The following is a 24,764-nucleotide window of genomic DNA, read 5'->3' as shown; positions in this document are numbered from 1 at the left end:
GGCTGGCCGCGGACGACGAATTCGGGAGGAGCACGGACGTGGCCGAGAGCACCATCCAGCAGCAGCCGGTACTGGGCTGGGAGAAGCCGGAGCTGGACCTCAGCGGGGCCGATTGGCAGTCCAGCAGCCGGGGCCTGGGGGATGTCCAGATCGCCTTTGTCGAGGGATTCATCGCGATGCGCAACAGCGGCAGTCCCCAGAGCCCTTCCCTGATCTTCACCCCCGCCGAATGGGGTGCCTTCGTGTCGGGGGCCCGGGAGGGCGAGTTCGACCTGACCTGAGCGCCTGCCCCCGGTGCCGCCACTGCGGCAGAGAGGTGAACCGGGGGGGCGTTCCGCAAGGATTTCCGGACACGTGACCAGCAGCGCCCTTCCGGGGCCGCCGCCTGAGACAGGCTGGCCCCGGACGGGGAAGGTCGTAATCCGGAGGTGAGGAACGATGAGCCCTGCGCCGGTCATCGCCGCGGCGGACGGGTCGGACGACAGCCTGCGCGCCCTGGACTGGGCCGTACAGGCGGCCCGGCAGCGGGACGCACCGCTGCGGGTGGTGCACGTCCGTCAGTACGCCGCCTGGGGGCAGCCCGACGTCCTGGTCGCCGGCGAACCGGACGAGGGTGGCGACCCCGTGCTCGACGAGGTCCGGGGCCGGCTGTCCACCGGTGCCGTCGGGCTGACCGTCGAGTACGTCGCCCTGGAGGGCGCGCCGAGTGCACTGCTGCCCGAACTGGGCGCCGACGCACAGCTGTTGGTGCTCGGCTCGCGGGGCCGCGGAGGCTTCGCGAGTCTGCTGCTCGGCTCCAGCGGCATGGCCGCCGCCCGCGACGCCGCGTGCCCGGTGGTCGTCGTACCCCGGCCGGGGCGGGAGGTGCACGAGGAACTGCCCGCCGAGCCCGGACCCCGGGTCGTCGTCGGCCTGAACGTGGACAGCCCCGACGACGCCGCCCTCGCCTTCGCTCTCGCGGAGGCCGCCCGGCGCGGCGCCCGGCTCCAGGTGCTCGCCGCCTACCCGTGGCCTGCGCAGAGCTGGTTCGCGGCCGGGGAGCTCGTCCCGCCGGCCGGCGGCCAGGACGAGGTCGAGCAGGAGACCCGCACCCTCGCCGAGGGCTTCCTCGCCCCGCACCTCAAGGACCGCCCCGACCTGCGCGCCGACGTTCTCGCGTTGCCCGGCGACGCGGCCGGCCTGCTGGTGTCCGCCTCGAAGGACGCCGCCCTGGTCGTCGTCGGCCGGCACCGCCGGCGGCTGCTCGCCCCGGCCCGCATGATGGGCTCCGTCACCCACGCCGTGCTGCTGCACGCGGCCGCCCCCATCGCGGTCGTCCCGCCGGCACCGCAGGAGTGATGTCAAGTCCCTTCCCCCAGTTACCGTCAGTAGGGAGCGGATCACCGAAGTCGGGCGTACGCTGAGCTGCCTGCAAGCCACGGTGCGCGCCCGCTCCCCGCGCTCGCGTACCACCGTGGCGGGGGGTGGTCATGGGACAGCGGGTCCTGCGGAACCGGCGGACGCTCTACGAGCGCGACAGCGAACTGGCGGCCGTCGACGAGGCGTTGGCCGAACTCACCGGCCTGCGCGCGGACGGCGCGGCACCGGGCGAGAGGCCGCTCGGCGCGCTGCTCGCCTTCGCCGGCCGGGCCGGCATCGGAAAGACCACCCTGCTCGCCGAGGTGCGCCGCCGCGCCGCCGCCCGGGGCTGCACCGTGCTCTCCGCGCGCGGCGGTGACCAGGAGCAGCGCGTCGCCTTCCACGTCGCCCGCCAGCTCCTGCAACCCCGCCTCGCCGGCGCACCCGAGGCCGAACTCCGCGCCTCGCTGGGCAGTTGGTACGACATCGTCGGCCCCGCCCTCGGCCTGTGCGCCCCCACCGAGGGCGCCCCGCCCGACCAGCAGGGCCTGCGCGACGGCCTCGACTGGGTGCTCACCCACCTCGCCGTGCGCCAGGCGCCGATGGTCCTCGTCCTCGACGACGCCCACTGGGCCGACCCCGAATCCCTCGGCTGGCTCGCCGCGTTCGCACCACGCGCCGAGCAACTCCCGCTGCTCGTCGTCGTCGCGTACCGGCCCGACGAACTCCCCGAGCACGCCGACGCGTTCCGCGGCCTGCCCGGCCGGGCAGGCGGCCGCCCGCGCGGCCTCGAACCGCTCAGCGCCGACGCCGTCGCCGGCCTGGTCCGCGAGAGCCTCGGCGACCACGCCGACGACGCCTTCTGCCACGAGTGCTGGGCCGTCACCGCCGGCAACCCCTTCGAGGCCGTCGAGCTGACCGCGAAGGTCTCCGACCGGGGCCTGGACCCCACCGAGGCCGGCGCACCCCTGCTGCGCGACCTCGCCGCCGCCGTCAAGGGCAGCGGGCTGATCGCCCGCCTCGAACGCCTGGGCCCCTCCGCCGTCCGGTTCGCCTGGGCCTGCGCCGTCCTCGGCACCGAGATCCATCCCGCGCTCGCCGCCGCCGTGGCCGGCCTCGGCCACGAGGAGGCCGCGGACGCCGCCGACGCCCTGCGCGGCGCCCGGGTCCTCACCGGCGCCGAGACCCTGGAGTTCGTCCACCCCCTGATCGCCACCGCCGTCTACCGGGCCATCCCGCCCGCCACCCGGGTCGCCCTGCACGGCCAGGCCGCCTGGTGCGTGACCGACGACGGCCAGGGCGCCACCGCAGCCGCCCGCCACCTCCTGGAGACCCACCCCGAAGGCGACACCTGGGTCGTCCGGCAGCTGCGCGCCGCCGCCGGCGAGACCCTCCGGGCCGGCGCCCCCGACACGGCCCGCGCCTACCTCGCCCGCGCCCTGCGCGAACCCCCGCCGCCCAAGGAGCGCGCCGCCGTCCTGCACGAACTGGGCAGCGCCTCCCTCCTCACCGAGCCCGCCACCACCGTCAACCACCTGCGCGCGGCCCTCCAGGAACCCATCGCCGAGCCCGCACTGCGCCACCAGATCGTCTACCGCCTCTCCCAGGTCCTCGCCCACAGCGACCGCCTCGCCGAGGCCTCGGAGACCCTCGCCCGCGAGATCCAGGTGACCGGCGACGCCCGCGTACGCCTCCGGATGCTCTCCGAACAGTTCATGTGGGACGCCTTCCGCGCCGACGAACCCGACCACCCCTCCCGCTCCCGCCGCCTGACCCGGCTCGCCGACCGCCTCCGCGGCCGCGACCTCACCGAGCGGTACGTCATCGGGCTGCGCACCTGGGACGCGATCCAGCGCGGCGAACCCGCCGAGGTCGCCCTCCACCACGCCGAACGCGCCCTCGCCGGCGGCCTCGGCTGGGCCGAATCCGACCGGGGCTTCGAGGTCCCGGTCCTGGTCTCCCTCGCGTTCATGTACGCCGACCGGCCGGACCGCACGGAGGAACTCTTCGCCGCCGGGATCGCCGACTACGAACGCCAGGGCTGGCGCGGCGCCCACCTCTCCTTCGCGTACACCCTCCTCGGCTACGTCCGCTACCGGCGCGGCCGCCTCGCCGAGGCCGAGGAGCACGTCCGCTCCGGCCTGCGCCTCGCCGAACGCGTCGGTCCCGGGACCCCGGCGCACTGGTACGCCGTCGGCATCCTGATCCAGACCCTGCTGGCCCGCGGCCGCACCGACGAGGCCGCCCGCCTCGCCGAGGACCACACCTTCCGGGAGCCCTTCCCGGCGGCCGTGGTCTTCCCCGACGCCCAGACGGTCTACGGCGAACTGCTGCTCGCCCGCGGCCTCCCGAAGGACGCGGCGGCCGAGCTCGCCGCGGCGGGGCGCCGCCTCGAACCACGCGGCATCCGCAACCCCTCCTGGTGCCCCTGGCAGCTCCACCTGGCCCGCGCCGAGGCCCACGACGCCCCGGAACGCGCCCTCACCACCGCCCTGGCCGCCCTGGCCCACGCCCGCCGCTTCGGCGCCCCCTCCGCGATCGGCCAGGCCCTGCGTACGGCGGCGGACGTCTCGTCGGGCGAGGCCCGCCTGGCGTACCTGCGCGAGTCGGTAGCCCACCTGGAGCGCTCCCCGGCGGCCTACGAGCTGGCCTGCGCCCTGGTGAGCCTGGGCACGGAACTCCGCGACGCCGGACTGCTGCGCAGGGGCCTGGACACCGCCGTGCAGTGCGAGGCGGACGGTCTGGCGGTGCAGGCCCGTGCGGAGCTGGCCGCAGCGAGGGAGCAGACCGAGGGCGCAACCCCCTAGGGGCGCGGGGCGGTATTTGATGTGCGGTTTTGCCGCGTGGGCGCGACCAGCCACGACTCCGGCGCACCCGCCGAAGGACCGCAACCCACGACTGCCGCCACCGCCGCCCGGCCCTGCACTGTCGAACACCACCGTCGTGGCCGACCACCGTCGCGACGGATCGGGCACGGCGTGGACGCGACGTGTCCGAGAGACGCCGGCCGACCCGCAGCCGGAACTGATCCCCGCCCCACAACCCCGGCCCCGTACCATGGACCGCATGTCGTTCCTCCGTCGCCGCAGCGCCACGCCCGCCGGCCCCGAATTCGACGTTCTGGCCATGGACCCGGGTGACTGGCCCGGCAACCTCGGTGCCGGGCTGCTGCCCGCGCCCGACGGCACCTGCCAGGGCGTCTTCCTGCGCTACGACCTCTTCGGCGGCCGCGGCCCCGCGATGATCATCGGCAATCTTCCCGAGGGCTCCCCGGCCCGCGAGGTGGAGGAGGACGAGATCCCCTTCGAGGTCGGCCAGCTCCTCCTCGCGCTGGAGAACGACGAGGACGTCACCGTCGTCGGCACCGAGGACATGCCGGTCCTGCAGGGCGACAACCTGCTGATCGTGCGCCGCCTCAAGCTCTCCGAGAGCCGGATCTCCTGCGTCCAGTTCGACCGCAGCGACGGCGTCCTGGTGACCATCGCGGCCTGGGACCGCCCGATCACCGACGACCTGTACGCCCTGCTGAAGCCGCTCCCGGCGGAGCTTTTCCAGCAGGGCTGAGGCCGGCTACCTCCCGTGGCCGTGGTGCCGTCCGGCCTTCGCGGCCGGCACCACGTCGACGTCGGCCGCGCGGACGAACCCGACCCGGTGGCCGTACTGGATCTCGTAGTACAGGTCCTTGCCGACCACGACCTTGTGCGAGTCGGTGCTGAAGGTGACGGCGTAGTAGTACTCGCCGGGCACCTCGTCACCGGCCACGTACTTCTGGCCCGCCGGGATCGTGTACGGCAGCGGTGAGACCGACTGGGCCGGTACCCCGGAGGGGTACGCGGACGCCTCCGGATACGCCCGGCCGTACACCGGGATGCTGGTCCGGCCCGCCTTCGGGGTGATCACCACCCCGGTCGAGGCGACCGCCGCCGGCGCGCCGGCCGGGTTCTCGAACCAGGCCTTCTGCCCGAGGTACCAGATCGCCGTCCAGTCCCCCCAGGTGTCCGCCACCGTGTACTGCTGGCCGGTGGAGGCCCGCGAGGAGAGGTCGTTCACGTCGGTCGTCGGCGTCGTGCCCATGCCGACGTCCTTGATCAGGGCCGAGTTCGCGTCGTGGTCGGAGTACAGCCGGACCTCGCCGGACCCGTGCGCGGCGCAGGGCTGGCCCTTGGTGACGCAGCCGGTGTACGCCGGCTGGTTCGTGGCGTAGTCCGGCAGGATCGTGACCACACCGCCCGTCACCACCCGGTGCTTCTTGCCCGCCTTGTGCTTGAAGGGGTGGTCGAGGAGCTCGAAGTAGTGCCGCCAGTCCCAGTAGGGGCCGGGATCGGTGTGCATCCCGGGGATCGTCGACGTGGTCGGGCCCGGCACCGTGTCGTGACCGAGGATGTGCTGCCGGTCCAGCGGGATGCCGTACTGCTCGGAGAGGTACTTCACCAACCGGGCCGAGGAGCGGTACATCGCCTCCGTGTACCAGGCGTCCGGCGAGGCGAGGAAGCCCTCGTGCTCGATGCCGATCGACTTCGCGTTGATGTACCAGTTGCCCGCGTGCCAGGCCACGTCCTTCGCCTTGACGTGCTGGGCGATCAGACCGTCGGTGGAGCGGATGGTGTAGTTCCAGGACACATAGGTCGGGTCCTGGACCAGCTTGATGGTGGTGTCCCAGGAGCCCTCGGTGTCGTGGATGACGATGTACTTGATGCTCTGCGAGGCCGGCCGGTCGGCGAGGTCGTGGTTGCCGTAGTCGTTGTCCCCGAACTGCGCGTAGGGCGCGGGGATCCACTCGCACGACACCGTCGCCGGGCACTCCGTCCCGTCGTCCGCCGCCGTCGTGCGCAGCCCGGTCAGCTCCAGCTGCGCGGTGTCGGCCCGCAGCTCCGGCTGGGCGGCGAGGGCGACGACCTGTCCCGCGTCGGTGGTGCGCCGTTCGCCCGTGTGGAGGACGTCGAACACGTCGTTGGCGTACGCCGCCGCGGTCGCCGTGTCGTCGGCGCCGGAGAAGCGGGCGATCGCGCCGTACCAGTCCGCCGGATCGGCGCTGAGCGGCTGGTGCAGGCCCCGCTGGGCGGCGGCGAGCAGCGCGGCACCGCCGGCCACGTTCGCCGCCGCGTCGGTGCGCAGTTGCTCGGCCGGGAGCCCGGTCAGCCCGGCGGCCTTCGTCAGGGTCTTGAGGCGCGCCGGGAGCGCGGAGTTCCGCGGGACCTGCACGCTGGGGTGGAGAGCGGGGCGGGCGCTGTCGCCGCGGGCGTCCTCGGTGCCGTCGGCGAAGTGCTCGGTGGCCGTCGCCAGCGCGGTGTGCGCGTCGGTGAGGTGCATCGGGCCGTAGCCGCCGGTCACGCTGGGCGCTCCGCCGTGGGTGTCCCAGCGGGACTGGAGGTAGGAGACGGCGAGCAGCACGCTCTGCGGCACGTGGTACTCGGCGGCGGCGGACGCGAACGCCTGCTGGAGCAGTCCGGCGGACGGCTCATTGGTGTCCGGTGGGGGTGCCGCGCCCAGCAGCGGCAGCAGCAGGGCCGCGGCGGCGACGGCTCCGGCCGTCCTGCGCCTGCGTCTGCCGCTGTGCGGGGGTGCGGGCTCGGTGACGGATCCTCGCAATGCAGCCTCCTGGGGCGATGGCGCGCGACGGGGCGTGCGGGGCTGAGCGTGGCTCAGTGGTACCGGCTTGCCGACGATCCGTCAATCATGCCCAGAGAGGCTCGAATTCCCATGTCATACGATGATCGTGGGAGTTTCGTGGTGGCGCCCCGCAGGCCTGCGGAGCGTCAGTGGCGTATACCAGTGGACGGCCGTGACACCCCCGCGGACACCCCGGACATGCGAGGATCCGCGGCGCGCAGTTGCCCCGAGCGCACCGCGGATCCTCGTCCCCGTCAGCGAGTGCCGACCGCCGCACGCACGGCCCGTCGGGCCAGCTGGCAGTCGTCGTGCAGCCGCCGGAGCAGCAGCCGCTGTTCCTCGCCGGTCGGCGCGGCGCCCGGGTGGGCCGTACCCGGTGCCGCCGGGGTCGCGTCGTGCATCGAACGCTGCACGGCGGTCTCGTAGGTCCGGATCTCACGGGTGAGGACCAGCATCAGGTTCACCAGGAAGGCGTCCCGGGACGCGGGCCCCGCCGACTGGGCGATCTGGCTGATCTGACGGCGCGCCACCGGGGCGTCGCCGAGGACCGACCAGAGTGTGGCCAGGTCGTACCCCGGCAGATACCAGCCCGCGTGCTCCCAGTCCACCAGCACTGGACCGGCCGGGGACAGCAGGATGTTCGAGAGCAGGGCGTCGCCGTGGCAGAACTGGCCCATCCCCTGGCGGCCCGCCGCGACCGCGATGCCGTGCAGCAGCTTCTGCAGGTCACCCATGTCCCGGTCGGTGAGCAGACCCAGCTCGTGGTACCGGGCGATCCGGGCCGGGTAGTCCACCGGGGCGTCGAAGGTGCCCGCCGGGGGCCGCCACGCGTTCAGCCGGCAGATCGCACCCAGCGCGGCCCGGATGTCCGCCCGGGGCGGAGCCTCCGCCGGGTGGCGCTGGACCGCCGCCACCCGGCCGGGCATCCGCTCGATCACCAACGTGCAGTTGTCCGGGTCCGCCGCGATCAGCCTCGGCACCCGGATCGGCGGCCGGTGCCGGACGAACGAGCGGTATGCGGCTATTTCGTGCCGGGTCCGCTCCGCCCAGGCGGGGGAGTGGTCCAGCAGACACTTCGCCACGGCCGTGCTGCGCCCCGTCGTGCCGACGAGGATCACCGACCGGCCGGTGCGGCGCAGCACCTGCACCGGAGCGAACTCCGGGCAGATCCGGTGCACCGACGCGATCGCGGTGCGCAGCTGCGCGCCCTGGGGGCCGGACAGGTCGAGTCTGCCGCTGAGCGGCTGGGTGCCGAGACCCGCGGGGCGGCGCTGCCGGCCCACGACCGGTACGGCGGCCCCCGGACGCGCGGGGTCGAGGTAGGGTCCGCCGCCCGCCGGGCGGGGGCGCAGCGACCGGGGCGGAGCGGACACGGAGGACGATGCTGCGTACATGGGAGATACAGATCCCTTCGTGTGCCTGCGGTGCCTGCCTGAGAAGTCCTGTGAGGGGTTCTCGCGCCCAGCCCGTCCCGGCCGCCCGGGCACACCCTGGGGAGTGTGCCCGTCAGTGGCGACCGGGTCGGGGTGGCGCGTTCCTACCTGACACCCGTTGCCCAGTGGCACACCATCTGGCGCACCCTGGCGAACCATGGCGAATAGTCGCCCGGCAACCGGCACGGGGCTACTGTCAACTCAGCCGAGAACCTGGGGGCTTGACGTGACCGGAGAACCCAACACCCGCCTCTCGGACCTGTTCGGCCTGGCCGGCTGGTCCAAGGGCGAACTCGCGAGGCTGGTCAACCGGCAGGCGGCGGCCATGGGCCACCCCCAGCTGGCGACCGACACCTCCCGGGTGCGGCGGTGGATCGACACGGGAGAGATCCCGCGCGATCCGGTGCCGCGGGTGCTGGCGGCTCTGTTCACCGAGCGTCTCGGCCGTGTCGTGACCATCGAGGACCTCGGTCTGGTACGGCACGGGCGTACGGGAAAACGGCCGGACGACGGGAACGTGGAACATCCCGACGGCATGCCGTGGGCGCCCGAACGAACCGCCGCGGTCCTCACCGAATTCACGGGAATGGACCTCATGCTCAACCGACGCGGCTTGGTGGGCGCGGGTGCCGCGCTCACCGCGGGATCCGTACTCAGCAGCGCCATGTACGAGTGGCTGCACACCGACCCCACACTCAAGGCCGACGCCCCCGTCCTCGACGATCCTCTGCACGCCGACCCCGCCGGGTTCGACCGCTACGAGGCCGCCCCCATCGGGTCCGAGGAGATGGAGGAACTGGAGCGCTCCGTCGAGGTGTTCCGCGCCTGGGACGCGGCCCGCGGCGGCGGCCTCCAGCGCAAGGCCGTGGTGGGACAGCTCAACGAGGTGGGCGGCATGCTCGCCTACCGCCACCCCGAGCACCTCCAGCGGCGCCTGTGGGGCGTCGCCGCCAACCTCGCCGTCCTCGCGGGCTGGATGTCGCACGACGTCGGCCTGGAGCCCACGGCCCAGAAGTACTTCGTCATCGCCGCCCACGCGGCCCGTGAGGGCGGCGACCGGCCGCGTGCCGGGGAGGCGCTCTCCAGGGCGGCTCGCCAGATGGTGCACCTCGGCCGGCCCGACGACGCACTGGACCTGATGAAGCTCGCCAAGTCCGGCTCCGGCGACGAGGTGCTGCCGCGCACCCGGGCGATGCTCCACACCATCGAGGCCTGGGCACAGGCGTCGATGGGCAAGGGCCAGGCGATGCGCCGCACCCTCGGCCAGGCGGAGGACCTGTTCGTCTCCGACCGGGGCGACGTGCCGCCGCCGAGCTGGATGCAGATGTTCAAGGAAGAGGACCTGTACGGCATGCAGGCCCTCGCCTACCGCACGCTGGCCGAGCACGACCCGGCCGCGGCCGTGCACGCCCAGCACTACGCGGAGAAGGCACTGGCCCTGCGGGTCGACGGCCGGCAGCGGTCGAAGATCTTCGACTTCCTGTCCATGGCCTCCGCCTGCTTCATCGCGGACGATCCCGAGCAGGCGGACCGTTACGCCCGGCTGGCCCTGATGTCGATGGGGTCGAATTCCTCCCACCGCACCTGGGACCGGCTGCGCGAGATGTACCGGCTCACCGCCGAGTATTCGAGCTACCCGAGGATCCAGGAACTGCGGGAGGAGATCAAGCTGGCCCTGCCCAGGGCCAGGACCAAGGGGAACCACAACAGCGCGCAGGCATAGGGGCCGGTGCGCTCGACACGAGCCGGCTGATCGCAGCAGGACGGCACCCGCTGCCTCTCCCTGCGCCGCGTTCTGCCTGCCTATTCACTCACCTTGGCGACCAGCACGCAGGCCTCGTCCGCGCGCCCGCTCTCGCCGAACTCCTCGACCACGGCCCTGACACAGTCCTGGGCGGTGCGCGCCGCCCCGAACCGGGGTGCCAGGCCGAGGAGTACGTCCAGGGAGTCCGCTCCGCTGTGCCCGGGCACCACTCCGTCGGTGTGCAGCAGGAGCAGATCGCCCGGTTCCAGGGTGACTTCGGCCTGCCCGTAACCGGCTCCCGAGCTGACACCGAGCAGCACACCGTCGGGTGCGCTGAGCGCACGCCCCGTCCCGCCGCGGAACAGCAGCGGGGCGGGGTGTCCTGCCTGTGCCCAGGTCAGGGTGCGGGTGGCGGGTCGGTAGCGGCAGCAGACCGCGCTGCCCAGCGCCGGTTGCACGGTGGCGTCGAGCAACTGGTTCAGCAGGGACATGAGCTGCCCCGGCCGGGTGCCGGCCATCGCCATCCCGCGTACGGCGCCCAGCAGCATCGTCATGGCCGAGGCGACGGCGACGCCGTGGCCGGTGAGGTCGCCGACGCTCAGCAGGGTGTCGCCGTCGGACAGCTCCAGCGCGTCGTACCAGTCGCCGCCCAGCAGGGTTCCGGCCGCCGCGGGCAGGTGGCGGGCGGCGACGTCGAGCGTGCCGGGACCCCGGCCCGGCAGCCGCAGGGCATCGTGCCCGGGCGGCAGCACGGCCTCCTGGAACTCGACGGCGAGCCGCTGTTCGGTCTCGGCCCGGCGGCGGTGCCGCTGCATCGTGTCGCGGGTGTCGCGCACCGTCCGCTGACTGAGCCGCAGTTCGCTGACGTCGCGCAGCACGGCCCACATCGAGGCGGTGCCGCCGTCGCCGTCGAGCACCGGTTCGCCCATCATGTGGACGGTCCGCACGTTCCCGTCGGGCCGCAGGACGCGGAACTCGCCGTCGATCGGCTTGGCGTCGACCAGGCAGTCGGTGACCATCGCGGTCAGCCGGGGCCGGTCCTCGTCCAGGACCAGGGTGGGCAGTTCGTCGAGGGTGAGCGCGGACGCGGCCGGGTCGCGGCCGAGGATCTGGAAGAGCTCGCCGGACCAGCTCGCCTCGTCCGTCAGGAGGTTCCACTCCGCGCTGCCGACCCGGCTGAGCAGCGAGCCCGGGGCGGGCGCGGCGCCACCGGCCGGTGCCGTCTCCGCGCCGGCCGGCAGGGGCGCCGGTCCGTCCCGCAGCTGGGCCAAGTGCTCGTCCAGGTCGTTGAGCTGATGGAGTGCCAGGTCGTACAGGGCCCGCTGCCAGCGCTCCTCGGAGTCCGAACCCGAGCTCCGGGTGTCCCGCCGCACCGCGTCCACGTCGCCCTTGAGCCGCCGCGTCTGCGATATCAACGCCTCGACGGAGCCGCGCCCGGGCGGCTGCGCTGCGGGGCGGCCCGCGGAGACATGGGACGGCATGACGCACTCCGATGCGGGGACTGAACGGCCAGGGCGGACGGGGGGACCGGTTACGACTGTTGCACAGCCTGCGACGCCCCGTAAGGGATTTGGCAACACACGATACGGTGGTGCTTCTGGCATATGCCAGAGTCTTCATGGGCTGGTCGAGGCCCATCAAAGGTGTACGCGAGTGGCGGCACGAGTCGTAGTGGGACTACGTGATTCGGCGGACTCCGCGGGCTCTTCGTGTCGCGCTCGGGCGGTTGTTCGACGCCTGTGTGTTCACAGTGTCGCGGTCTCGGCCAACCGCGGCAACTCTGTCCGGATTTCGCGTCATGCGAGGAGCCGTCCCGGAGTCCTACAGGCATGGACATCTCTTTCGAGCAAGCCGCCCGCGCCCGGCTGATCACCGCCGAGGACGAGGAGGTCCCGGTGCCCGCCACGCTCCGGTACACCTCGGGTGATCCACTGGCCGTCTTCGTCGACTTCCCGGCCGAGGTCACCCTCGGCGGCGAGGAGGTCACCTGGACCTTCGCCCGCTCGCTCCTCGACCAGGGGCTCAGCGCCCCGGCCGGGCGCGGGGACGTCCACATCTGGCCCTGCGGCCCGGGCCGGACGGCCGTGGAGTTCCACTCGCCGCACGGCCTCGCCCTGCTCCAGTTCGACACCCAGGCGCTGTTCCGGTTCCTGCAGCGCACCCACGAGGTGGTGGCCCCAGGGCAGGAGGACGTCGAGGCCGTCGTCGAGCGGGGCCTGAGCACGCTCTTCGGGGGCGTGTGAGGCGCACGGGGCGCTACCGACCCGGACTTTGACCTTTGTTCACTCCCGCCTCACCGATCCGGCCCGGAGCCTGCCGACCGCCCCGTGCACCCTGACGCGCGGTGCGCCGCACGGGCGCACCGGTGACGAGGACGGGGCCAATGACACCGATCAGCCGAAGAGGCTTCGTGGGACTGGGCGCTTCCGTTGCGGCGGGCATGACGGTGGGCGCCGCCGGCCCACGGACCGCTGCTACGGCCGCGGCCAAGAGCACGGCGACCGGCACGATCTCGGACGTCGGGCACGTGGTGATCCTCATGCAGGAGAACCGCAGCTTCGACCACTACTTCGGGCGCCTCAAGGGCGTCCGCGGCTTCGCCGACCGCAGCGGCATCACCCTGAGCGGCGGCCATCCGGTCTTCAACCAGCCGAACGGCACGGGCCGCCAGTACCCGTGGAAGCTCAGCGCCACCCCCGACGCGGGCGGCAAGGACGGCGAGACCCTCGCCCAGTGCAACGGCGACCTCCCGCACTCGTGGTCCTCCCAGCACTCCGCCTGGAACAAGGGCCGCCTCGACAACTGGGTCGCGGGCGTCGGCAACGTACGCTCCCTCGGCTACCTGGACCGCGCCGACATCCCCTTCCACTACGCGCTCGCCGACAACTACACGATCTGCGACGCCTACTTCTGCTCCACCCTCAGCGCCACCGGCCCCAACCGCACCTACCTGTGGAGCGGAAAGGTCGACTCCGCCAGCTACGACGGCGGCGACGAGTCCGGCCTGACCTGGCAGAACTACGCCGAGGCCCTGCAGAGCGCCGGAGTGACCTGGAAGGTCTACCAGAACGCCCAGGACAACTACGGGGACAACGGCTGCGCGTACTTCAAGAACTTCGCGAACGCCAGAGCCGGCAACCCGCTCTACGACCGGGGCATGTCCTCCGTCCCCGCGGTCACCGGCTCCACCCCCGACGACATCGCCGCCGCGATCAAGGCCGACGTCGTCGCGGGCACCCTCCCGCAGGTCTCCTGGGTGGTCGCCGACCAGGCCTTCTCCGAGCACCCCTACGCCCCGCCCGGCGACGGCGCCCACTTCGTCAACCTGGTCTACCAGGCCCTCGCGGCCGACGCGGACGTCTTCGACTCCACCGTCCTGTTCCTCAACTACGACGAGAACGACGGCTACTTCGACCACGTCCCGCCGCCGGCCCCGCCCGCCGGCACGGCAGGCGAGTTCCTGAACGGCGTGCCGTACGGCTTCGGCTTCCGGGTCCCGATGATCGTCATCTCGCCCTGGACCCGCGGCGGCTGGGTCTCCTCCGAGGTCTTCGAGCACACCTCGGTGCTGCGCTTCCTGGAGACCTGGACGGCGGCCCTCGGCAAGCCCGCTAACTGCCCCAACATCAGCGCCTGGCGGCGCGCCGTGAGCGGCGACCTCACCAGCGTCTTCGACTTCGCCAACCCGGTCCACGGCGCCGTGGCACTGCCCGCGACCGGCGTCATCGGGTACTCCACCTGCGGCCCGCTGCCCAACCCGGTGCCCACCACCAACGCCCTGCCCGGCCAGGAGTCCGGCACCCGCCCGGCCCGCGCGCTGCCCTACCAGCCGAACGGCTACCTGGACCACCTGGAGTTCGGGACCGCCGGCACCGTCCGCGCCTGGTTCACCATGGCCAACCAGGGCACCCCGGCGACCCGGCCGGCCCACTTCTCCATCCACCCGAACGCCTACCGGGGCACCACGCCCTGGCAGTACACGGTGGACGCCGGTGCCACCGCCTCCGACTACTTCAACATCGGCACCGGGAACGGCGCCGGCAAGTACGACATCACCATGGTCGGCCCCAACCGCTTCCTGCGAGGCTTCCAGGGCGACGCCACCAAGGCCGGCAAGTCGGCCGAGGTGAGCACCCGTTACGCCGTGGAGCCCGGCACCGGCAAGCTCGCCGTGTGGTTCAAGCTGGCCAACACCGGCTCCACGTCAGTGAAGTTCACCATCACCTCGAACAACTACCGCACCGACGGCCCCTGGACGTACACGGTCGCTGCGGGTACCGCCACCGAGGACTACTTCAACGCCGTCGCGTACCAGAGCGGCTGGTACGACTTCACGGTCACGGTGGACTCCGACGCGACCTGGTCGCGCCGGTTCACCGGCCATCTGGAGACGGGCGCCGCCAGCGTCAGCGGCTGACGCCCGCGTACAGGTCCGGGCGCGGGGCGAGAGCGACTGCCGTACGGCCGCCGCTCTCCAGCGCCCGGACCCCGGCCTCGGCGACCACGGAGGAGGCGTAGCCGTCCCAGGCGCTGGGTCCGGTGACCCGGCCCTGCCTGGTGGCGTCCACCCAGGCCTGTACCTCGCGGTCGTAGGCGTCGGCGAACCGCACCAGGTAGTCCTGGGCCACCTCCTCGCGGGCGCCGCCGGCCGCGGTCACCAGCATGGTGTGGTCCTCGCCGATCCGGGCGCTGCCCTGCTCGCACACGGCCTCGCAGCGCACCTGGTAGCCGAAGCCGCAGTTCACGAAGACCTCGACGTCGACGACGGCGCCGCCGTCGGTCTCGAAGAGCACCAGCTGCGGGTCGAGCAGCCCCTCGGGGGCGCCCGCGGAGGGCCGGGGCCGCAGCACGGTCACCGCGGTCAGCTCCTGGCCGAGCAGCCAGCGGGCGGCGTCGATCTCGTGCGACACCGAGCTGTTGATCAGCATGGCGCTGGTGAAGCCGGGCGGCGAGGACACGTTGCGGTGGGTGCAGCGCAGCATCAGCGGCCGGCCCAGGCCGCCGCTGTCCAGCAGCGACTTCAGGCGCCCGTACTCGGCGTCGTAGCGGCGCATGAACCCGATCTGTGCCAGCCTGCGCCCGAGCCCCGCCTCGGCCTCCACCACCCGCAGCGCACCGGTGGACTCCGGCACCATGGGCTTCTCGCACAGCACCGGGAGCCCGCGCTCGAAGCAGGCGAGCAGCGGTTCCTCGTGCGCCGGGCCCGGAGAGGCGATCAGCACGGCGTCGACGCCCGGCGCGGCCAGGGCGGCCAGCGGGTCCGCGTGCACGGTGACGCCGTCCAGGTCGGCCACCGCTTCCTTGGCGCGGTCGAGGTCGGGGTCGGCCACCGCGGCCACCCGCGCACCGCTCACCACCTGGTCCAGCCGTCGTATGTGGTCGGCTCCCATGTGTCCGGCACCCAGCACCGCGACGCCCAGCAACTCAGCCACGCCCACACACTCCCTCTCGGCCGACGATCACGCTCCAGAGCCTACGTCGGCCGGGTGAGGGGCCCGTCAGTAGCGCAGCACGCCGGCGATGCCGTCCTCGTCGCCCAGGGTGCCGTCCGGCACGAAGCGGACGTCGGCGCCGGTCTCCAGGCACTGCTCGACGATCTCGTCCACGATGTCGTCGCGGGCGTCGAGGTCGCCGCTGGCGGCCGGGACCAGGTGGTCGCCGTCGTCGCGGACCGTGGTGCGGTAGTTCTCCTCGACGGCGAGCAGCCGGATGCGGCCCTCGCGGGCGCTCTGCCACACCTCGTCGACACCGGCCGCGAACGTCTTGTGGCCCCGTGCGGAATCGAGTTCCCGGGTCACCGACGCGATGCTCCGGCGGGACTCCGCCTGGAGAAGCGGGGTGATCGCCTGCCACACGGCCTCCGGGCCGGCGTGCGAGAGACCGCCGTGCCGCACGGGGATGCTGTGCCTGGCGACGTTGCCGAGCTCCTCCCACAGGGAGAGGGCGGCCTGCTCGCCGGTGACGTACAGCGGCCGCGGCTCGTCGCGCAGCAGCGCGGCCATCGCGGTGTTCGCGTCCCGCAGGAAGTGCTTGGTGTCCTCGTCGCGGAAGGTGCTGGGCGTGTCGCCGATCTGCTCCTGGCGCTCGGCGTCGAACTTCCGTCGCGGGCGGGTCATCGGGAAACCGCCGGACCGGCTCTCGGTGACCCGGTCGATGCCGCCGTTCCACAGCGTGATGCGGTCGGCCGAGATCGAGAGCACCCAGAACGGGCGCTCGGCGGCGTGTGCCGAGACCAGGTTGCGGGTCAGGAAGGTGTCCGAGAGCACCACGCGCTCGGGCACGCTGCGGGCCAGCGACCACACCTGGTGCTCACCCGGCGCGGCGAAGATCACCAGGCCGTCCTCGGTGTAGGTCAGGTCGACCTCGGCGAGCGCCTGTTCGAGCTGGCCGACCACGTCGGAGCGCCGGTCCCGGGTGACCGCGGGATCCGCCTCCAGCTGCTTCTTCGCCTCGGCCACGACGTTGCGCAGCCGGACGGGGTCCTGGGCGTTGTCGGGCTCACGGCGGTGCGTGGGAGTCAGCACCGACACGGCCGGATAGGGGCGCGGGCGGCGCAGCTCGGCAAGGGTCGAAGGACTGAGTGCGTGCTCCATATCAGCACCATAGGACCGATTCGCCATTGCGGCATTTGGGGTAATTCTCCGGCGCCTTCGGATCCGGGGTGCGCCGTAACCGTGTTGAGGCCCGGCGACCGGTGACGGCGGGCAGGACGGCCGGTTACCGTACCCGGCAGTAACCGGATCACGCCCCAGGAGGCCCGCATGCCGCAGCTCGAAGTCGACGGAGCGGCACTGACGTACGACGACGAGGGCCCCCGCGACGGCGGCGCCGCGCCGCTGGTGTTCATCCACGGCTGGACCGCGAACCGGCGCCGCTGGGACCACCAGGTGGCGCACTTCGCCGGGGACCGCCGGGTGATCCGGCTCGACCTGCGCGGCCACGGTGAGAGCACCGGGGCCGGGGTGAAAACGGTCGCCGAGCTGGCCCAGGACGTGGTCGCGCTCCTCGACCACCTGGAGGTGGACCGTTTCGTCCCCGTCGGCCACTCCATGGGCGGCATGATCTCCCAGACCCTCGCCCTGGCCCACCCCGACCGGGTCGAGCGGATGGTCCTGGTCAACTCCATCGGCCGGATGACGTACAGCCGCGGTCGCGGGCTGCTGATGGCGGCCTCGACCCTCGTGCCGTTCAAGCTGTTCGTCGCCGCCAACATCCAGCGCGCCTTCGCCCCCGGTTACCCGCGCGAACAGATCCGGGAGTACGTCCGCGCGTCCGCCGGCACCCCGCGCGAGGTCGTGATGACGCTCTACGGCGCCATGCGGGCCTTCGACGTCCTCGACCGGGCCGGCGAGATCACCGCGCCCACCCTGATGGTGCACGGCTACCACGACATCCAGCTGCCGGTGGGGCAGATGCTGCGGATGGCCAAGGCCTACCCGGACGCGGAGGTCCGGATCATCGACGCGGGCCACGAGCTGCCGGTGGAGCGGCCTGCCGAGCTGACGGCGGTGCTGGACAGGTTCCTGTCCCCGGCCGCGTAGCGCGAGCCCCCGACAGCACCAGGTGACCGGCGCCCGGCGAAAGCCGCGGCGCCGACCCGTTTGGGAAACTCTTTGCGCTTGGCCTGTTCGCGGCGTTCGGAGCCCGCGGTGAGGCGTCTTTGCGGGCCTCGCGCGGGCAAAGCGCGTCCGAAAGCGGGGGTGGGGTACTCCGTTCGTGTTACGGCCAGGTTGACCGGCCGAGGTCCCGGGCGCACCCTCGCTATATAGGTGCTGAATACAAGTGGTTCGCTCGGGCAATTGCCTGCGCCGCGGAACCGCAGGTGGCGCGCATTTCCCCGGCTGGCCGGCAGCGGGAGGTAACGCATGTGTGGCATCACCGGCTGGGTCTCCTTCGACCGTGACCTCACCACCGAGAAGCGCGCATTGGATGCAATGACGGAGACCATGGCCTGCCGCGGCCCCGACGACCGGGGCACCTGGAGCGAGGGCCCCGCCGCCCTGGGGCACCGCCGGCTCGCGATCATCGACCTGCCCGGCGGCCGCCAGCCGATGACCGTCCGCACCCCGGACGGCACCGTCGCGATGGTCTACTCGGGCGAGGCCTACAACTTCACCGAGCTGCGCCGCGAACTCGCCGCCCGCGGCCACGAGTTCACCACCGACTCGGACACCGAGGTCGTGCTCCGCGGCTATGTGGAGTGGGGCGACGCCATCGCCGAGCGGCTCAACGGCATGTACGCCTTCGCCGTCTGGGACGGCCGCCACGACCAGCTCGTGATGATCCGCGACCGGATGGGCATCAAGCCCTTCTACATGTACCCGACCCCGGACGGCGTCCTGTTCGGCTCCGAGCCCAAGGCGATCCTCGCCAACCCGCTGGTCCGCCCCCGGGTCGGCCTGGACGGCCTGCGCGAGCTGTTCACCATGGTGAAGACCCCCGGACACGCCGTGTGGGAGGGCATGCGCGAGGTGGAACCCGGCACCGTCGTCACCGTCGACCGCCACGGACTGCGCACCCGCGTCTACTGGCGGCTGGAGACCCGCCCGCACACCGACGACCGTGCCACCACCGTCGCCACCGTCCGTGAACTCCTCGACGACATCGTGCGCCGCCAGCTGGTCGCCGACGTGCCCCGCTGCACCCTGCTCTCCGGCGGCCTCGACTCCTCCGCCATGACCGCGCTGGCCGCCCGCCGGCTCGCCGTGCAGGGCGAGAAGGTCCGCAGCTTCGCCGTCGACTTCGTCGGCAGGACCGACAACTTCGTCGCCGACGAACTGCGCACCACCCCCGACACCCCCTTCGTGCACGACGTGGCCCGCCTGGCCCGCACCGACCACCAGGACATCGTCCTCGACGTGGCCAGCCTCGCCGACCCCGCGGTCCGCGAGCGGGTGATCCGGGCCCGCGACCTCCCGGCCGGGTTCGGCGACATGGACACCTCGCTCCTGCTGCTGTTCCGGGCCGTCCGCGACCAGTCCACCGTCGCGCTGTCCGGCGAGTCCGCCGACGAGGTGTTCGGCGGCTACCTGCAGTTCTTCGACGAGAAGGCGCGCACCGCCGACACCTTCCCCTGGCTCGTCCAGTTCGCCCGGCACTTCGGCGACGACGCCGGCGTCCTGCGCGCGGACCTCGCCAAGTCCCTCGACCTGGAGCACTACATCGCCGACGCCCACCACTCCGCCGTCACCGGCGTCGAACGCCTGGACGGCGAGAGCGACTTCGAGTTCCGGATGCGGCGCATGAGCTACCTGCACCTCACCCGCTTCGTCCGCATCCTGCTCGACCGCAAGGACCGCACGAGCATGGCCGTCGGCCTGGAGGTCCGGGTGCCGTTCTGCGACCACCGGCTCGTCGAGTACGTCTACAACGCACCCTGGGCCCTCAAGTCCTTCGACGGCCGCGAGAAGACCCTCCTCCGCGAGGCCACCCGGGACGTCCTCCCGCAGTCCGTGTACGACCGGGTCAAGAGCCCCTACCCGTCCACCCAGGACCCGGAGTACGGCCGCGCCCTCCAGGAGCAGGTCAAGGACCTGGTCGCCCGGCCCGACCACCGGGTGTTCGACCTCGTCGACCGCGAGAAGGCCGACCGGGCGGCCCACCGGACCGAGCTGAGCACCCAGGCCGACCGGCGCGGCCTGGAACGCACCCTCGACCTGGCCCACTGGATCGATCTCTACGACCCGGAGCTCACCCTCTCCTGAGCGGGCCTCACCCCGGCGAGCCGGTGACGGAGCCGCCGTCACCGTCCGCCGGACAGGAGCTGCCGTCGGGCGGCAGCGTGCCGTACAGCAGGAAGTCGTCGACCTTGCCGCGCACGCACCTGGACGACGTGTACCCGGTGTGGCCGTCGCCCCGGTTGTCCAGCACCACGGCCGACGGACCGAGCCGCTTCGCCGTCTCGACCGTCCAGCTGTACGGCGTCGCCGGGTCACCGCGGGTGCCCACCAGCAGCATCGGCGCGGAGGGCACGTCCTTCACCTTCTCCCGGATGAAGTCCGTGCCGCGCGGCCGGCCGTAGCACAGCAGCACCTGCGTCAGCCGGAACCGGCCGAACACCGGGGACACCTGCTGGTACTCCTGGTTCAGCCGGGCGATGTCCCGGGTGAGCCGCAGGGCGCCCGGCCGGTCCGGGTCGTCGGCGCAGTTGATCGCCATCAGCGCGGCCGAGAGGTTGTCCACGGGGATGTCCGCGCTGTCCACGAGCCCGCCGCCGTGCCCGTGCCCGGGTCCGTGCCCTTGTCCGTGCGGCAGCGCGGAGCCGCCGGAGGCGAGGTTCTGGACCCCGCGGGTGTCTCCGTCGTCGATCAGCGAGGCCAGTGCCCGCTCCATCTGCGGCCACAGGTCCTTGCCGTAGAGCCCCTGCCCCATGGCGGACACCAGGTCCTGGCCGGTGAACGGGCCGCCGAAGTCGGAGGGCACCGGGTCCTCGTCGAGGGAGCGCACCAGCTTCACGACCGCCTCACCGGCCTTGCGCCGGTCCTGCCCGAACGGGCACCCCCGGTCGGTGACGCACCAGTCCAGGAAGTCGTCCAGCGCCGTCTGCTGCCCCCGGGCCCCGGCCACCCCCTGCTCGGCCAGCGACTCGGTCAGGGTGTCCACGCCGTCCAGCGCCATCCGGCCCACGTTGTACGGGAACTGCGCCGCGTACACCGCGCCGAGCCTGGTGCCGTAGGAGAAGCCCAGGTAGTTCAGCTTCTTGTCTCCGAGCGCCTGGCGGATGACGTCCAGGTCCCGGGAGGCGTTCACGGTGCCTATGTGGGAGAGCACCGGCCCGGAGTTCCTGGCGCACCGGAGCGTGAGCTGCTTCAGCTCCTTCATCAGGGCCTGCGGGCGCGCGACGTCGGGGGGCTCGTCGCCGCTCGCGCCGTCCGAGGGGTCGCCGGTGCCCTCGCCGCAGCTGACGGGGGAGGAGCGACCGACCCCGCGCGGGTCGAAGCCGACCACGTCGTAGCCGTTGGTCAGGCTCATGAACTCCTTGCCGTCCTGCCCGAGCTGGCTGACGCCCGAGCCGCCCGGGCCGCCGAAGTTCAGCAGGACCGAGCCCCGCGACTTCCCGGTCGCCCGGTAGCGGGCCAGCGCCAGATCGAGGGTGCCCGCGGCCGGCCGTGCGTAGTCGAGGGGGACGGTGACCCTGGCACACTGCATGTCCTTGGGCAGTTCCACGTCCTTGCACGCCGCCCACCTGACCTTCTGCCGGTAGAACAGGGCCAGGTCCGGCTGCTCCCCGCCGCCCTCGGCCGCCGTGGTCGCGGGCAGCCCGCCGCCCAGCAGTGCCAGCGCTGCCGCGCCTGCGCCTGCGCAGCGCCGCAGGGCGGGCCGGGTACGGGGCACGGCAGGCATCGAGGGCCTCCAGGGACGCTCCGTGGCGGACCGGGTACAGGGCTTTCGCTCACCATAAGCGGGCTCCGCGGGACCCGCCTCCCGGCGAGCGGGCCGGGCCGGGCCGGGTTGCCCTGCTCTCCGCCTGTCCGCGCCTGGCCTCCGCGGGGCCGCCCCCTTTCGATGCCCTTGCATACTTTTACTGACGGTTCGAGATCAGTGTCGCTCGATGGGGTGAAATGTGGATAAGCCATAACTCACATGGTTCGCCTGCGTTTTAACCGTTGCGGGCGAGCGCCCGCAATCATGTCTGGAAGGCAGGGAACCTATGAAACGGGTTACCCGAAACGGTGTGATCGCCGTCGCTGCCGCCTCCGGGGCGATGGCCGTAGCGGTTCCGGCCTGGGCCGACGCCGGCGCGGACGGTACCGCGGCCGGTTCGCCCGGGGTGATCTCCGGCAACGGCATCCAGTTGCCGGTCGACCTCCCGGTGAACGTGTGCGGGAACACCGTGAACGTGGTGGGGCTCCTGAACCCGGCGGCCGGCAACACCTGCGCGAACGAGGGCGGCGGCGACGCCACCGACGGCGCGCCCGGCGGCACGACCGCACAGGGAGCCGAGGAGGGCTCGCCCGGGGTGATCTCCGGCAACGGCATCCAGTTGCCGGTCGACCTCCCGGTGAACGTCAGCGGCAACAGCGTGAACGTGGTCGGCGCCCTGAACCCGGCCACCGGCAACACCTCGGTGGACACCTCCGGCGACCACCCGAGCCCGCCGAAGACCACCCCGGAGCCGCCCACCGTCAAGCCGCCGGCCCCGCCGAAGACTCACACGGAGCCCAAGGCGCACCACCCCGCCGTGCCGCCGGCCCAGGCCACCCTCGCCCACACCGGCACGGACCTCACCGGCGCCGCCGCGGCGGGCAGCGCGGCGCTGCTGCTCGCCGGGACCGCCCTGCACCGGCGCTTCCGCCCGGGCCGGACGCGCTGACCGGCCGGCGTGATACGGGGGCGGACTGACGCACCGCGCACCGGCAGGCCCCACCGGACATGACCGGTGGGGCCTCCGCCGTTTCCCCGGGGCACCGGCGCCGAGCATTCGGCCGGCGGACCGGCGGACCGGCGGACCGGCGGACCGGCAGCCCGGCAGACCGGGCAGCCCGGCAGACCGGGCAGCCCCGGCAGCCCGGCAGGGCGGCAGACTGACAGGCCGGCAGCCCGGCAGATCGGGAGATCAGACCGGCTGTCCGGCAGACCGGCTGTCCGGCAAAGCGACTGTCCGGCAAAGCGGCTGTCAGCAGCCCGGCAGACCCGAAGCCCACGTAGTACGTCAACGGCTTGATCCCGTCGTGGCGCGGCGCCCGGTGATCGGGAAGGATGCTGCGGGCGCGCGGCGCCGGTCGCCGCGCGAGCGGACACCGTGACGGAATGGAGCGCATCGATGACCTCTCCGGCCCCGCAGGACCTCGTCGTCACCCGGGCCACGCCCGACGACTGGCCGGTGATCGTCGGCTGGGCGGCGGACGAGGGCTGGAACCCCGGGCTGTCGGACACTGCCGCCTTCTTCGCCCAGGACCCCGACGGGTTCTTCGTCGGCCGGGTCGACGGCGAACCGGTGTCGGCCATCTCCGTCGTCAACCACGGCGCCGACTACGCCTTCCTGGGCTGGTACCTGGTCCGCCCCGACCTGCGCGGCCAGGGGCACGGCCTCACCACCTGGAAGACCGCACTCGCCCACGCCGGCAACCGCACCGTCGGCCTTGACGGCGTGGTGGCCCAGCAGGACAACTACCGCCAGTCCGGCTTCGAACTCGCCTACCGCACCGCCCGGTTCGTGGGCGAGGCCCGCGCCGCCGGGACCCCGACCGGCGTCCGGCCCGCGCGCGCCGCCGACCTGGCCGCCGTCACGTCGTACGACAGCGCCTGCTGCCCGGCCGACCGGCCGCGCTTCGTGGCCGCGTGGCTCACCACCCCCGGGCACCGGGCGCTCGTGCGCCACGACGGCGAGCGCCTCACCGGTTACGGCGTGATCCGCCCCGGCCGCGACACGCTGCGCATCGGCCCCCTCTTCGCCGACACCGCCGAGGACGCCCGCGCCCTGTTCACCGCCCTCACCGCCGAGGCGGCGGGCGGCCAGGTCGCCATCGACGTACCCGAGATCAGCACGGCGGGGGTCGCCCTCGTGGAGGAGGCCGGGTTCGCGCCCTCGTTCGAGACCGCCCGCATGTACACCGGCCCGGTGCGCGACCACGCCCGCGAGCGGGTCTTCGGGGTGACGACGCTCGAACTGGGCTGACCTGCGGGCCCGGGCACCCGGCGCCACGGGAAAAGGTGTTGCCGCCGTCGCGCCCGGATGGTGGAGTGCTCGGATGGATCACCAAGCCGTACTCGCCCTGTACGACCGTGACATGCGCGAGGGCGCCCGGCCCGACGGGCCCGGCGACCGGGTCGAACGCGTGGGCGCGGTGGTGCGCCAGGTCTCGGACGCCGGGGGATGGAACGGCGTGCTCTGGTCGGACCTCAACGAAGCGACCGCGGACCGGGCGATCGCCGGGCAGGTCGAGTTCTTCGCCGCCCACGGGCAGGAGTTCGAGTGGAAGGTCTACGGTCACGACCTGCCGTCGGACCTCGGTGACCGGCTGACCGCGGCCGGGTTCAGGCCGGAGCCGCAGGAGACGCTGATGATCGGCGAGGTCGCCCGGCTGAGCCTGGACGCCGAACTGCCGGACGGCGTGCGCGTGGTGCCCGCCACCGACCGGGCGGGCATCGAACTCGTGGTGGACGTGCACGAGAAGGCCTTCGGCACCGACGGTTCGCAGCTGCGCCACCAGCTGCTGACGCGGCTCGCCCACCAGCCGGACAGCATGGTGGCCCTGGTCGCGCTCGCCGGGGACGAGCCGGTCAGCGCCGCCCGGGTGGAGCTGGTGCCCGGGGCGAGGTTCGCCGGTCTGTGGGGCGGCGGCACGGTGGCCCAGTGGCGCGGACGCGGTGTGTACCGTGCCCTCGTGGCCCACCGGGCCCGGGTCGCCGCCGCTCACGGTTGCCGGTACCTCCAGGTGGACGCGTTGCCCACGAGCCGGCCGATCCTCGAACGGCTGGGCTTCCACGCCCTGACCACGACCACGCCGTACCTCTCCCCGGAGTAGCGGCAGGAGGTACGACCGGGTCCCGGGCGCGCCCGCGCGGCGGGGGGGGGCCCCCCGGGGGGGGCCCCCCCCCCCCCCGGGCCCCCGGCCCCCCCCCCGGGGCCCCCGTGGTGGGGGTTTTGCCGCCACCCCCCGCGGGCGCCGGGCTCAGTGGTGAACCAACTGGAACCT

General features: G+C 73.0%; 18 protein-coding genes. 12 read left to right on the top strand and 6 right to left on the bottom strand.

From position 1 onward, the window contains the following. The first annotated feature begins 38 nt into the window (after nucleotides 1-38). From ACFY0K_RS41545 to ACFY0K_RS41530, 4 genes are all read left to right on the top strand, one after another. Nucleotides 39-281 carry a DUF397 domain-containing protein gene (locus ACFY0K_RS41545; RefSeq protein WP_351960985.1) on the top strand — a complete coding sequence of 81 codons (243 nt, stop codon included), beginning with the start codon at nucleotides 39-41 and terminating at the stop codon, nucleotides 279-281. A 157-nt stretch (nucleotides 282-438) separates the two neighbouring features. Further along, complete coding sequence (locus tag ACFY0K_RS41540; protein WP_390644248.1) at nucleotides 439-1,338, top strand: universal stress protein; 900 nt, start codon at nucleotides 439-441, stop codon at nucleotides 1,336-1,338. A gap of 131 nt (nucleotides 1,339-1,469) precedes the next feature. Then, the gene (locus ACFY0K_RS41535; protein ID WP_390644246.1) at nucleotides 1,470-4,145 is read left to right on the top strand and encodes an ATP-binding protein; all 2,676 of its coding nucleotides are present in this window, start codon (nucleotides 1,470-1,472) and stop codon (nucleotides 4,143-4,145) included. 259 nt (nucleotides 4,146-4,404) lie between these two features. Continuing rightward, nucleotides 4,405-4,902 carry a hypothetical protein gene (locus tag ACFY0K_RS41530; RefSeq protein WP_351960988.1) on the top strand — a complete coding sequence of 166 codons (498 nt, stop codon included), beginning with the start codon at nucleotides 4,405-4,407 and terminating at the stop codon, nucleotides 4,900-4,902. A 6-nt stretch (nucleotides 4,903-4,908) separates the two neighbouring features. On the opposite strand, the gene ACFY0K_RS41525 is transcribed toward ACFY0K_RS41530, so the two are convergent. Continuing rightward, a complete protein-coding gene (locus ACFY0K_RS41525; RefSeq protein WP_390644244.1) occupies nucleotides 4,909-6,927 on the bottom strand; it encodes an N-acetylmuramoyl-L-alanine amidase in 2,019 nt (672 codons plus the stop codon). 275 nt (nucleotides 6,928-7,202) lie between these two features. Beyond that, nucleotides 7,203-8,342 carry an aminoglycoside phosphotransferase family protein gene (locus tag ACFY0K_RS41520; protein WP_351960990.1) on the bottom strand — a complete coding sequence of 380 codons (1,140 nt, stop codon included), beginning with the start codon at nucleotides 8,340-8,342 and terminating at the stop codon, nucleotides 7,203-7,205. 265 nt (nucleotides 8,343-8,607) lie between these two features. Here ACFY0K_RS41520 and ACFY0K_RS41515 point away from each other — a divergent pair, with 265 nt between their 5' ends. Beyond that, nucleotides 8,608-10,104, top strand: a complete 1,497-nt coding sequence (locus tag ACFY0K_RS41515) for a hypothetical protein (protein WP_382730105.1) — start codon at nucleotides 8,608-8,610, stop codon at nucleotides 10,102-10,104. Nucleotides 10,105-10,184: 80 nt separating this feature from the next. On the opposite strand, the gene ACFY0K_RS41510 is transcribed toward ACFY0K_RS41515, so the two are convergent. Next, nucleotides 10,185-11,606: a PP2C family protein-serine/threonine phosphatase gene (locus tag ACFY0K_RS41510; RefSeq protein ID WP_390644243.1), complete on the bottom strand. Its 1,422-nt coding sequence runs from the start codon at nucleotides 11,604-11,606 to the stop codon at nucleotides 10,185-10,187. Nucleotides 11,607-11,954: 348 nt separating this feature from the next. Here ACFY0K_RS41510 and ACFY0K_RS41505 point away from each other — a divergent pair, with 348 nt between their 5' ends. Both ACFY0K_RS41505 and ACFY0K_RS41500 read left to right on the top strand, forming a co-directional pair. After that, the gene (locus ACFY0K_RS41505) at nucleotides 11,955-12,368 is read left to right on the top strand and encodes an SsgA family sporulation/cell division regulator (protein WP_351960993.1); all 414 of its coding nucleotides are present in this window, start codon (nucleotides 11,955-11,957) and stop codon (nucleotides 12,366-12,368) included. 140 nt (nucleotides 12,369-12,508) lie between these two features. Continuing rightward, nucleotides 12,509-14,542: a phosphocholine-specific phospholipase C gene (locus tag ACFY0K_RS41500; RefSeq protein WP_390644242.1), complete on the top strand. Its 2,034-nt coding sequence runs from the start codon at nucleotides 12,509-12,511 to the stop codon at nucleotides 14,540-14,542. Here the strand turns inward: ACFY0K_RS41500 and ACFY0K_RS41495 are convergent. Both ACFY0K_RS41495 and ACFY0K_RS41490 read right to left on the bottom strand, forming a co-directional pair. Beyond that, on the bottom strand, nucleotides 14,532-15,557 hold the full coding sequence (locus ACFY0K_RS41495; RefSeq protein ID WP_390644240.1) for a Gfo/Idh/MocA family protein: 1,026 nt from the start codon (nucleotides 15,555-15,557) through the stop codon (nucleotides 14,532-14,534). The two genes, ACFY0K_RS41500 and ACFY0K_RS41495, sit on opposite strands and share 11 nt — an antisense overlap. Before the next feature lie 66 nt (nucleotides 15,558-15,623). Continuing rightward, nucleotides 15,624-16,718 carry a chemotaxis protein gene (locus tag ACFY0K_RS41490; protein WP_390644239.1) on the bottom strand — a complete coding sequence of 365 codons (1,095 nt, stop codon included), beginning with the start codon at nucleotides 16,716-16,718 and terminating at the stop codon, nucleotides 15,624-15,626. A gap of 168 nt (nucleotides 16,719-16,886) precedes the next feature. Here ACFY0K_RS41490 and ACFY0K_RS41485 point away from each other — a divergent pair, with 168 nt between their 5' ends. Together ACFY0K_RS41485 and asnB are read left to right on the top strand one after the other, a co-directional pair. Continuing rightward, nucleotides 16,887-17,666, top strand: a complete 780-nt coding sequence (locus tag ACFY0K_RS41485; protein ID WP_390644237.1) for an alpha/beta fold hydrolase — start codon at nucleotides 16,887-16,889, stop codon at nucleotides 17,664-17,666. A 324-nt stretch (nucleotides 17,667-17,990) separates the two neighbouring features. After that, entirely contained in the window at nucleotides 17,991-19,829 is a 1,839-nt protein-coding gene (gene asnB, locus ACFY0K_RS41480; RefSeq protein WP_390644235.1) for an asparagine synthase (glutamine-hydrolyzing), read from the top strand. Nucleotides 19,830-19,836: 7 nt separating this feature from the next. Here asnB and ACFY0K_RS41475 read toward each other — a convergent pair whose 3' ends face one another. Further along, entirely contained in the window at nucleotides 19,837-21,468 is a 1,632-nt protein-coding gene (locus ACFY0K_RS41475) for an alpha/beta hydrolase (protein ID WP_390644234.1), read from the bottom strand. 307 nt (nucleotides 21,469-21,775) lie between these two features. Here ACFY0K_RS41475 and ACFY0K_RS41470 point away from each other — a divergent pair, with 307 nt between their 5' ends. The 3 genes from ACFY0K_RS41470 to ACFY0K_RS41460 all read left to right on the top strand — a co-directional run bounded on the left by ACFY0K_RS41470 (nucleotide 21,776) and on the right by ACFY0K_RS41460 (nucleotide 24,593). Continuing rightward, on the top strand, nucleotides 21,776-22,438 hold the full coding sequence (locus ACFY0K_RS41470) for a chaplin (protein WP_390644232.1): 663 nt from the start codon (nucleotides 21,776-21,778) through the stop codon (nucleotides 22,436-22,438). Between the two features lie 450 nt (nucleotides 22,439-22,888). Continuing rightward, on the top strand, nucleotides 22,889-23,743 hold the full coding sequence (locus ACFY0K_RS41465; protein WP_390644231.1) for a GNAT family N-acetyltransferase: 855 nt from the start codon (nucleotides 22,889-22,891) through the stop codon (nucleotides 23,741-23,743). 73 nt (nucleotides 23,744-23,816) lie between these two features. Then, nucleotides 23,817-24,593 carry a GNAT family N-acetyltransferase gene (locus ACFY0K_RS41460; protein ID WP_390644229.1) on the top strand — a complete coding sequence of 259 codons (777 nt, stop codon included), beginning with the start codon at nucleotides 23,817-23,819 and terminating at the stop codon, nucleotides 24,591-24,593. Nucleotides 24,594-24,764 lie beyond the last annotated feature (171 nt).

Source organism: Streptomyces sp. NPDC001507 (assembly GCF_042894765.1).
Taxonomy (GTDB): Bacteria; Actinomycetota; Actinomycetes; order Streptomycetales; family Streptomycetaceae; genus Streptomyces.
This window is presented reverse-complemented; position numbering and strand designations above follow the sequence as displayed.

Excerpts from the sequence above, each read along its gene's own strand:
- ACFY0K_RS41540 (WP_390644248.1), top strand. The coding sequence starts at position 439 with ATGAGCCCTGCGCCGGTCATCGCCGCGGCGGACGGGTCGGACGACAGC.
- ACFY0K_RS41535 (WP_390644246.1), top strand. The coding sequence starts at position 1,470 with ATGGGACAGCGGGTCCTGCGGAACCGGCGGACGCTCTACGAGCGCGAC.
- ACFY0K_RS41530 (WP_351960988.1), top strand. The coding sequence starts at position 4,405 with ATGTCGTTCCTCCGTCGCCGCAGCGCCACGCCCGCCGGCCCCGAATTC.
- ACFY0K_RS41520 (WP_351960990.1), bottom strand. The coding sequence starts at position 8,342 with ATGTACGCAGCATCGTCCTCCGTGTCCGCTCCGCCCCGGTCGCTGCGC.
- ACFY0K_RS41510 (WP_390644243.1), bottom strand. The coding sequence starts at position 11,606 with ATGCCGTCCCATGTCTCCGCGGGCCGCCCCGCAGCGCAGCCGCCCGGG.
- ACFY0K_RS41505 (WP_351960993.1), top strand. The coding sequence starts at position 11,955 with ATGGACATCTCTTTCGAGCAAGCCGCCCGCGCCCGGCTGATCACCGCC.
- ACFY0K_RS41500 (WP_390644242.1), top strand. The coding sequence starts at position 12,509 with ATGACACCGATCAGCCGAAGAGGCTTCGTGGGACTGGGCGCTTCCGTT.
- ACFY0K_RS41490 (WP_390644239.1), bottom strand. The coding sequence starts at position 16,718 with ATGGAGCACGCACTCAGTCCTTCGACCCTTGCCGAGCTGCGCCGCCCG.
- ACFY0K_RS41485 (WP_390644237.1), top strand. The coding sequence starts at position 16,887 with ATGCCGCAGCTCGAAGTCGACGGAGCGGCACTGACGTACGACGACGAG.
- asnB (WP_390644235.1), top strand. The coding sequence starts at position 17,991 with ATGTGTGGCATCACCGGCTGGGTCTCCTTCGACCGTGACCTCACCACC.
- ACFY0K_RS41475 (WP_390644234.1), bottom strand. The coding sequence starts at position 21,468 with ATGCCTGCCGTGCCCCGTACCCGGCCCGCCCTGCGGCGCTGCGCAGGC.
- ACFY0K_RS41470 (WP_390644232.1), top strand. The coding sequence starts at position 21,776 with ATGAAACGGGTTACCCGAAACGGTGTGATCGCCGTCGCTGCCGCCTCC.
- ACFY0K_RS41465 (WP_390644231.1), top strand. The coding sequence starts at position 22,889 with ATGACCTCTCCGGCCCCGCAGGACCTCGTCGTCACCCGGGCCACGCCC.
- ACFY0K_RS41460 (WP_390644229.1), top strand. The coding sequence starts at position 23,817 with ATGGATCACCAAGCCGTACTCGCCCTGTACGACCGTGACATGCGCGAG.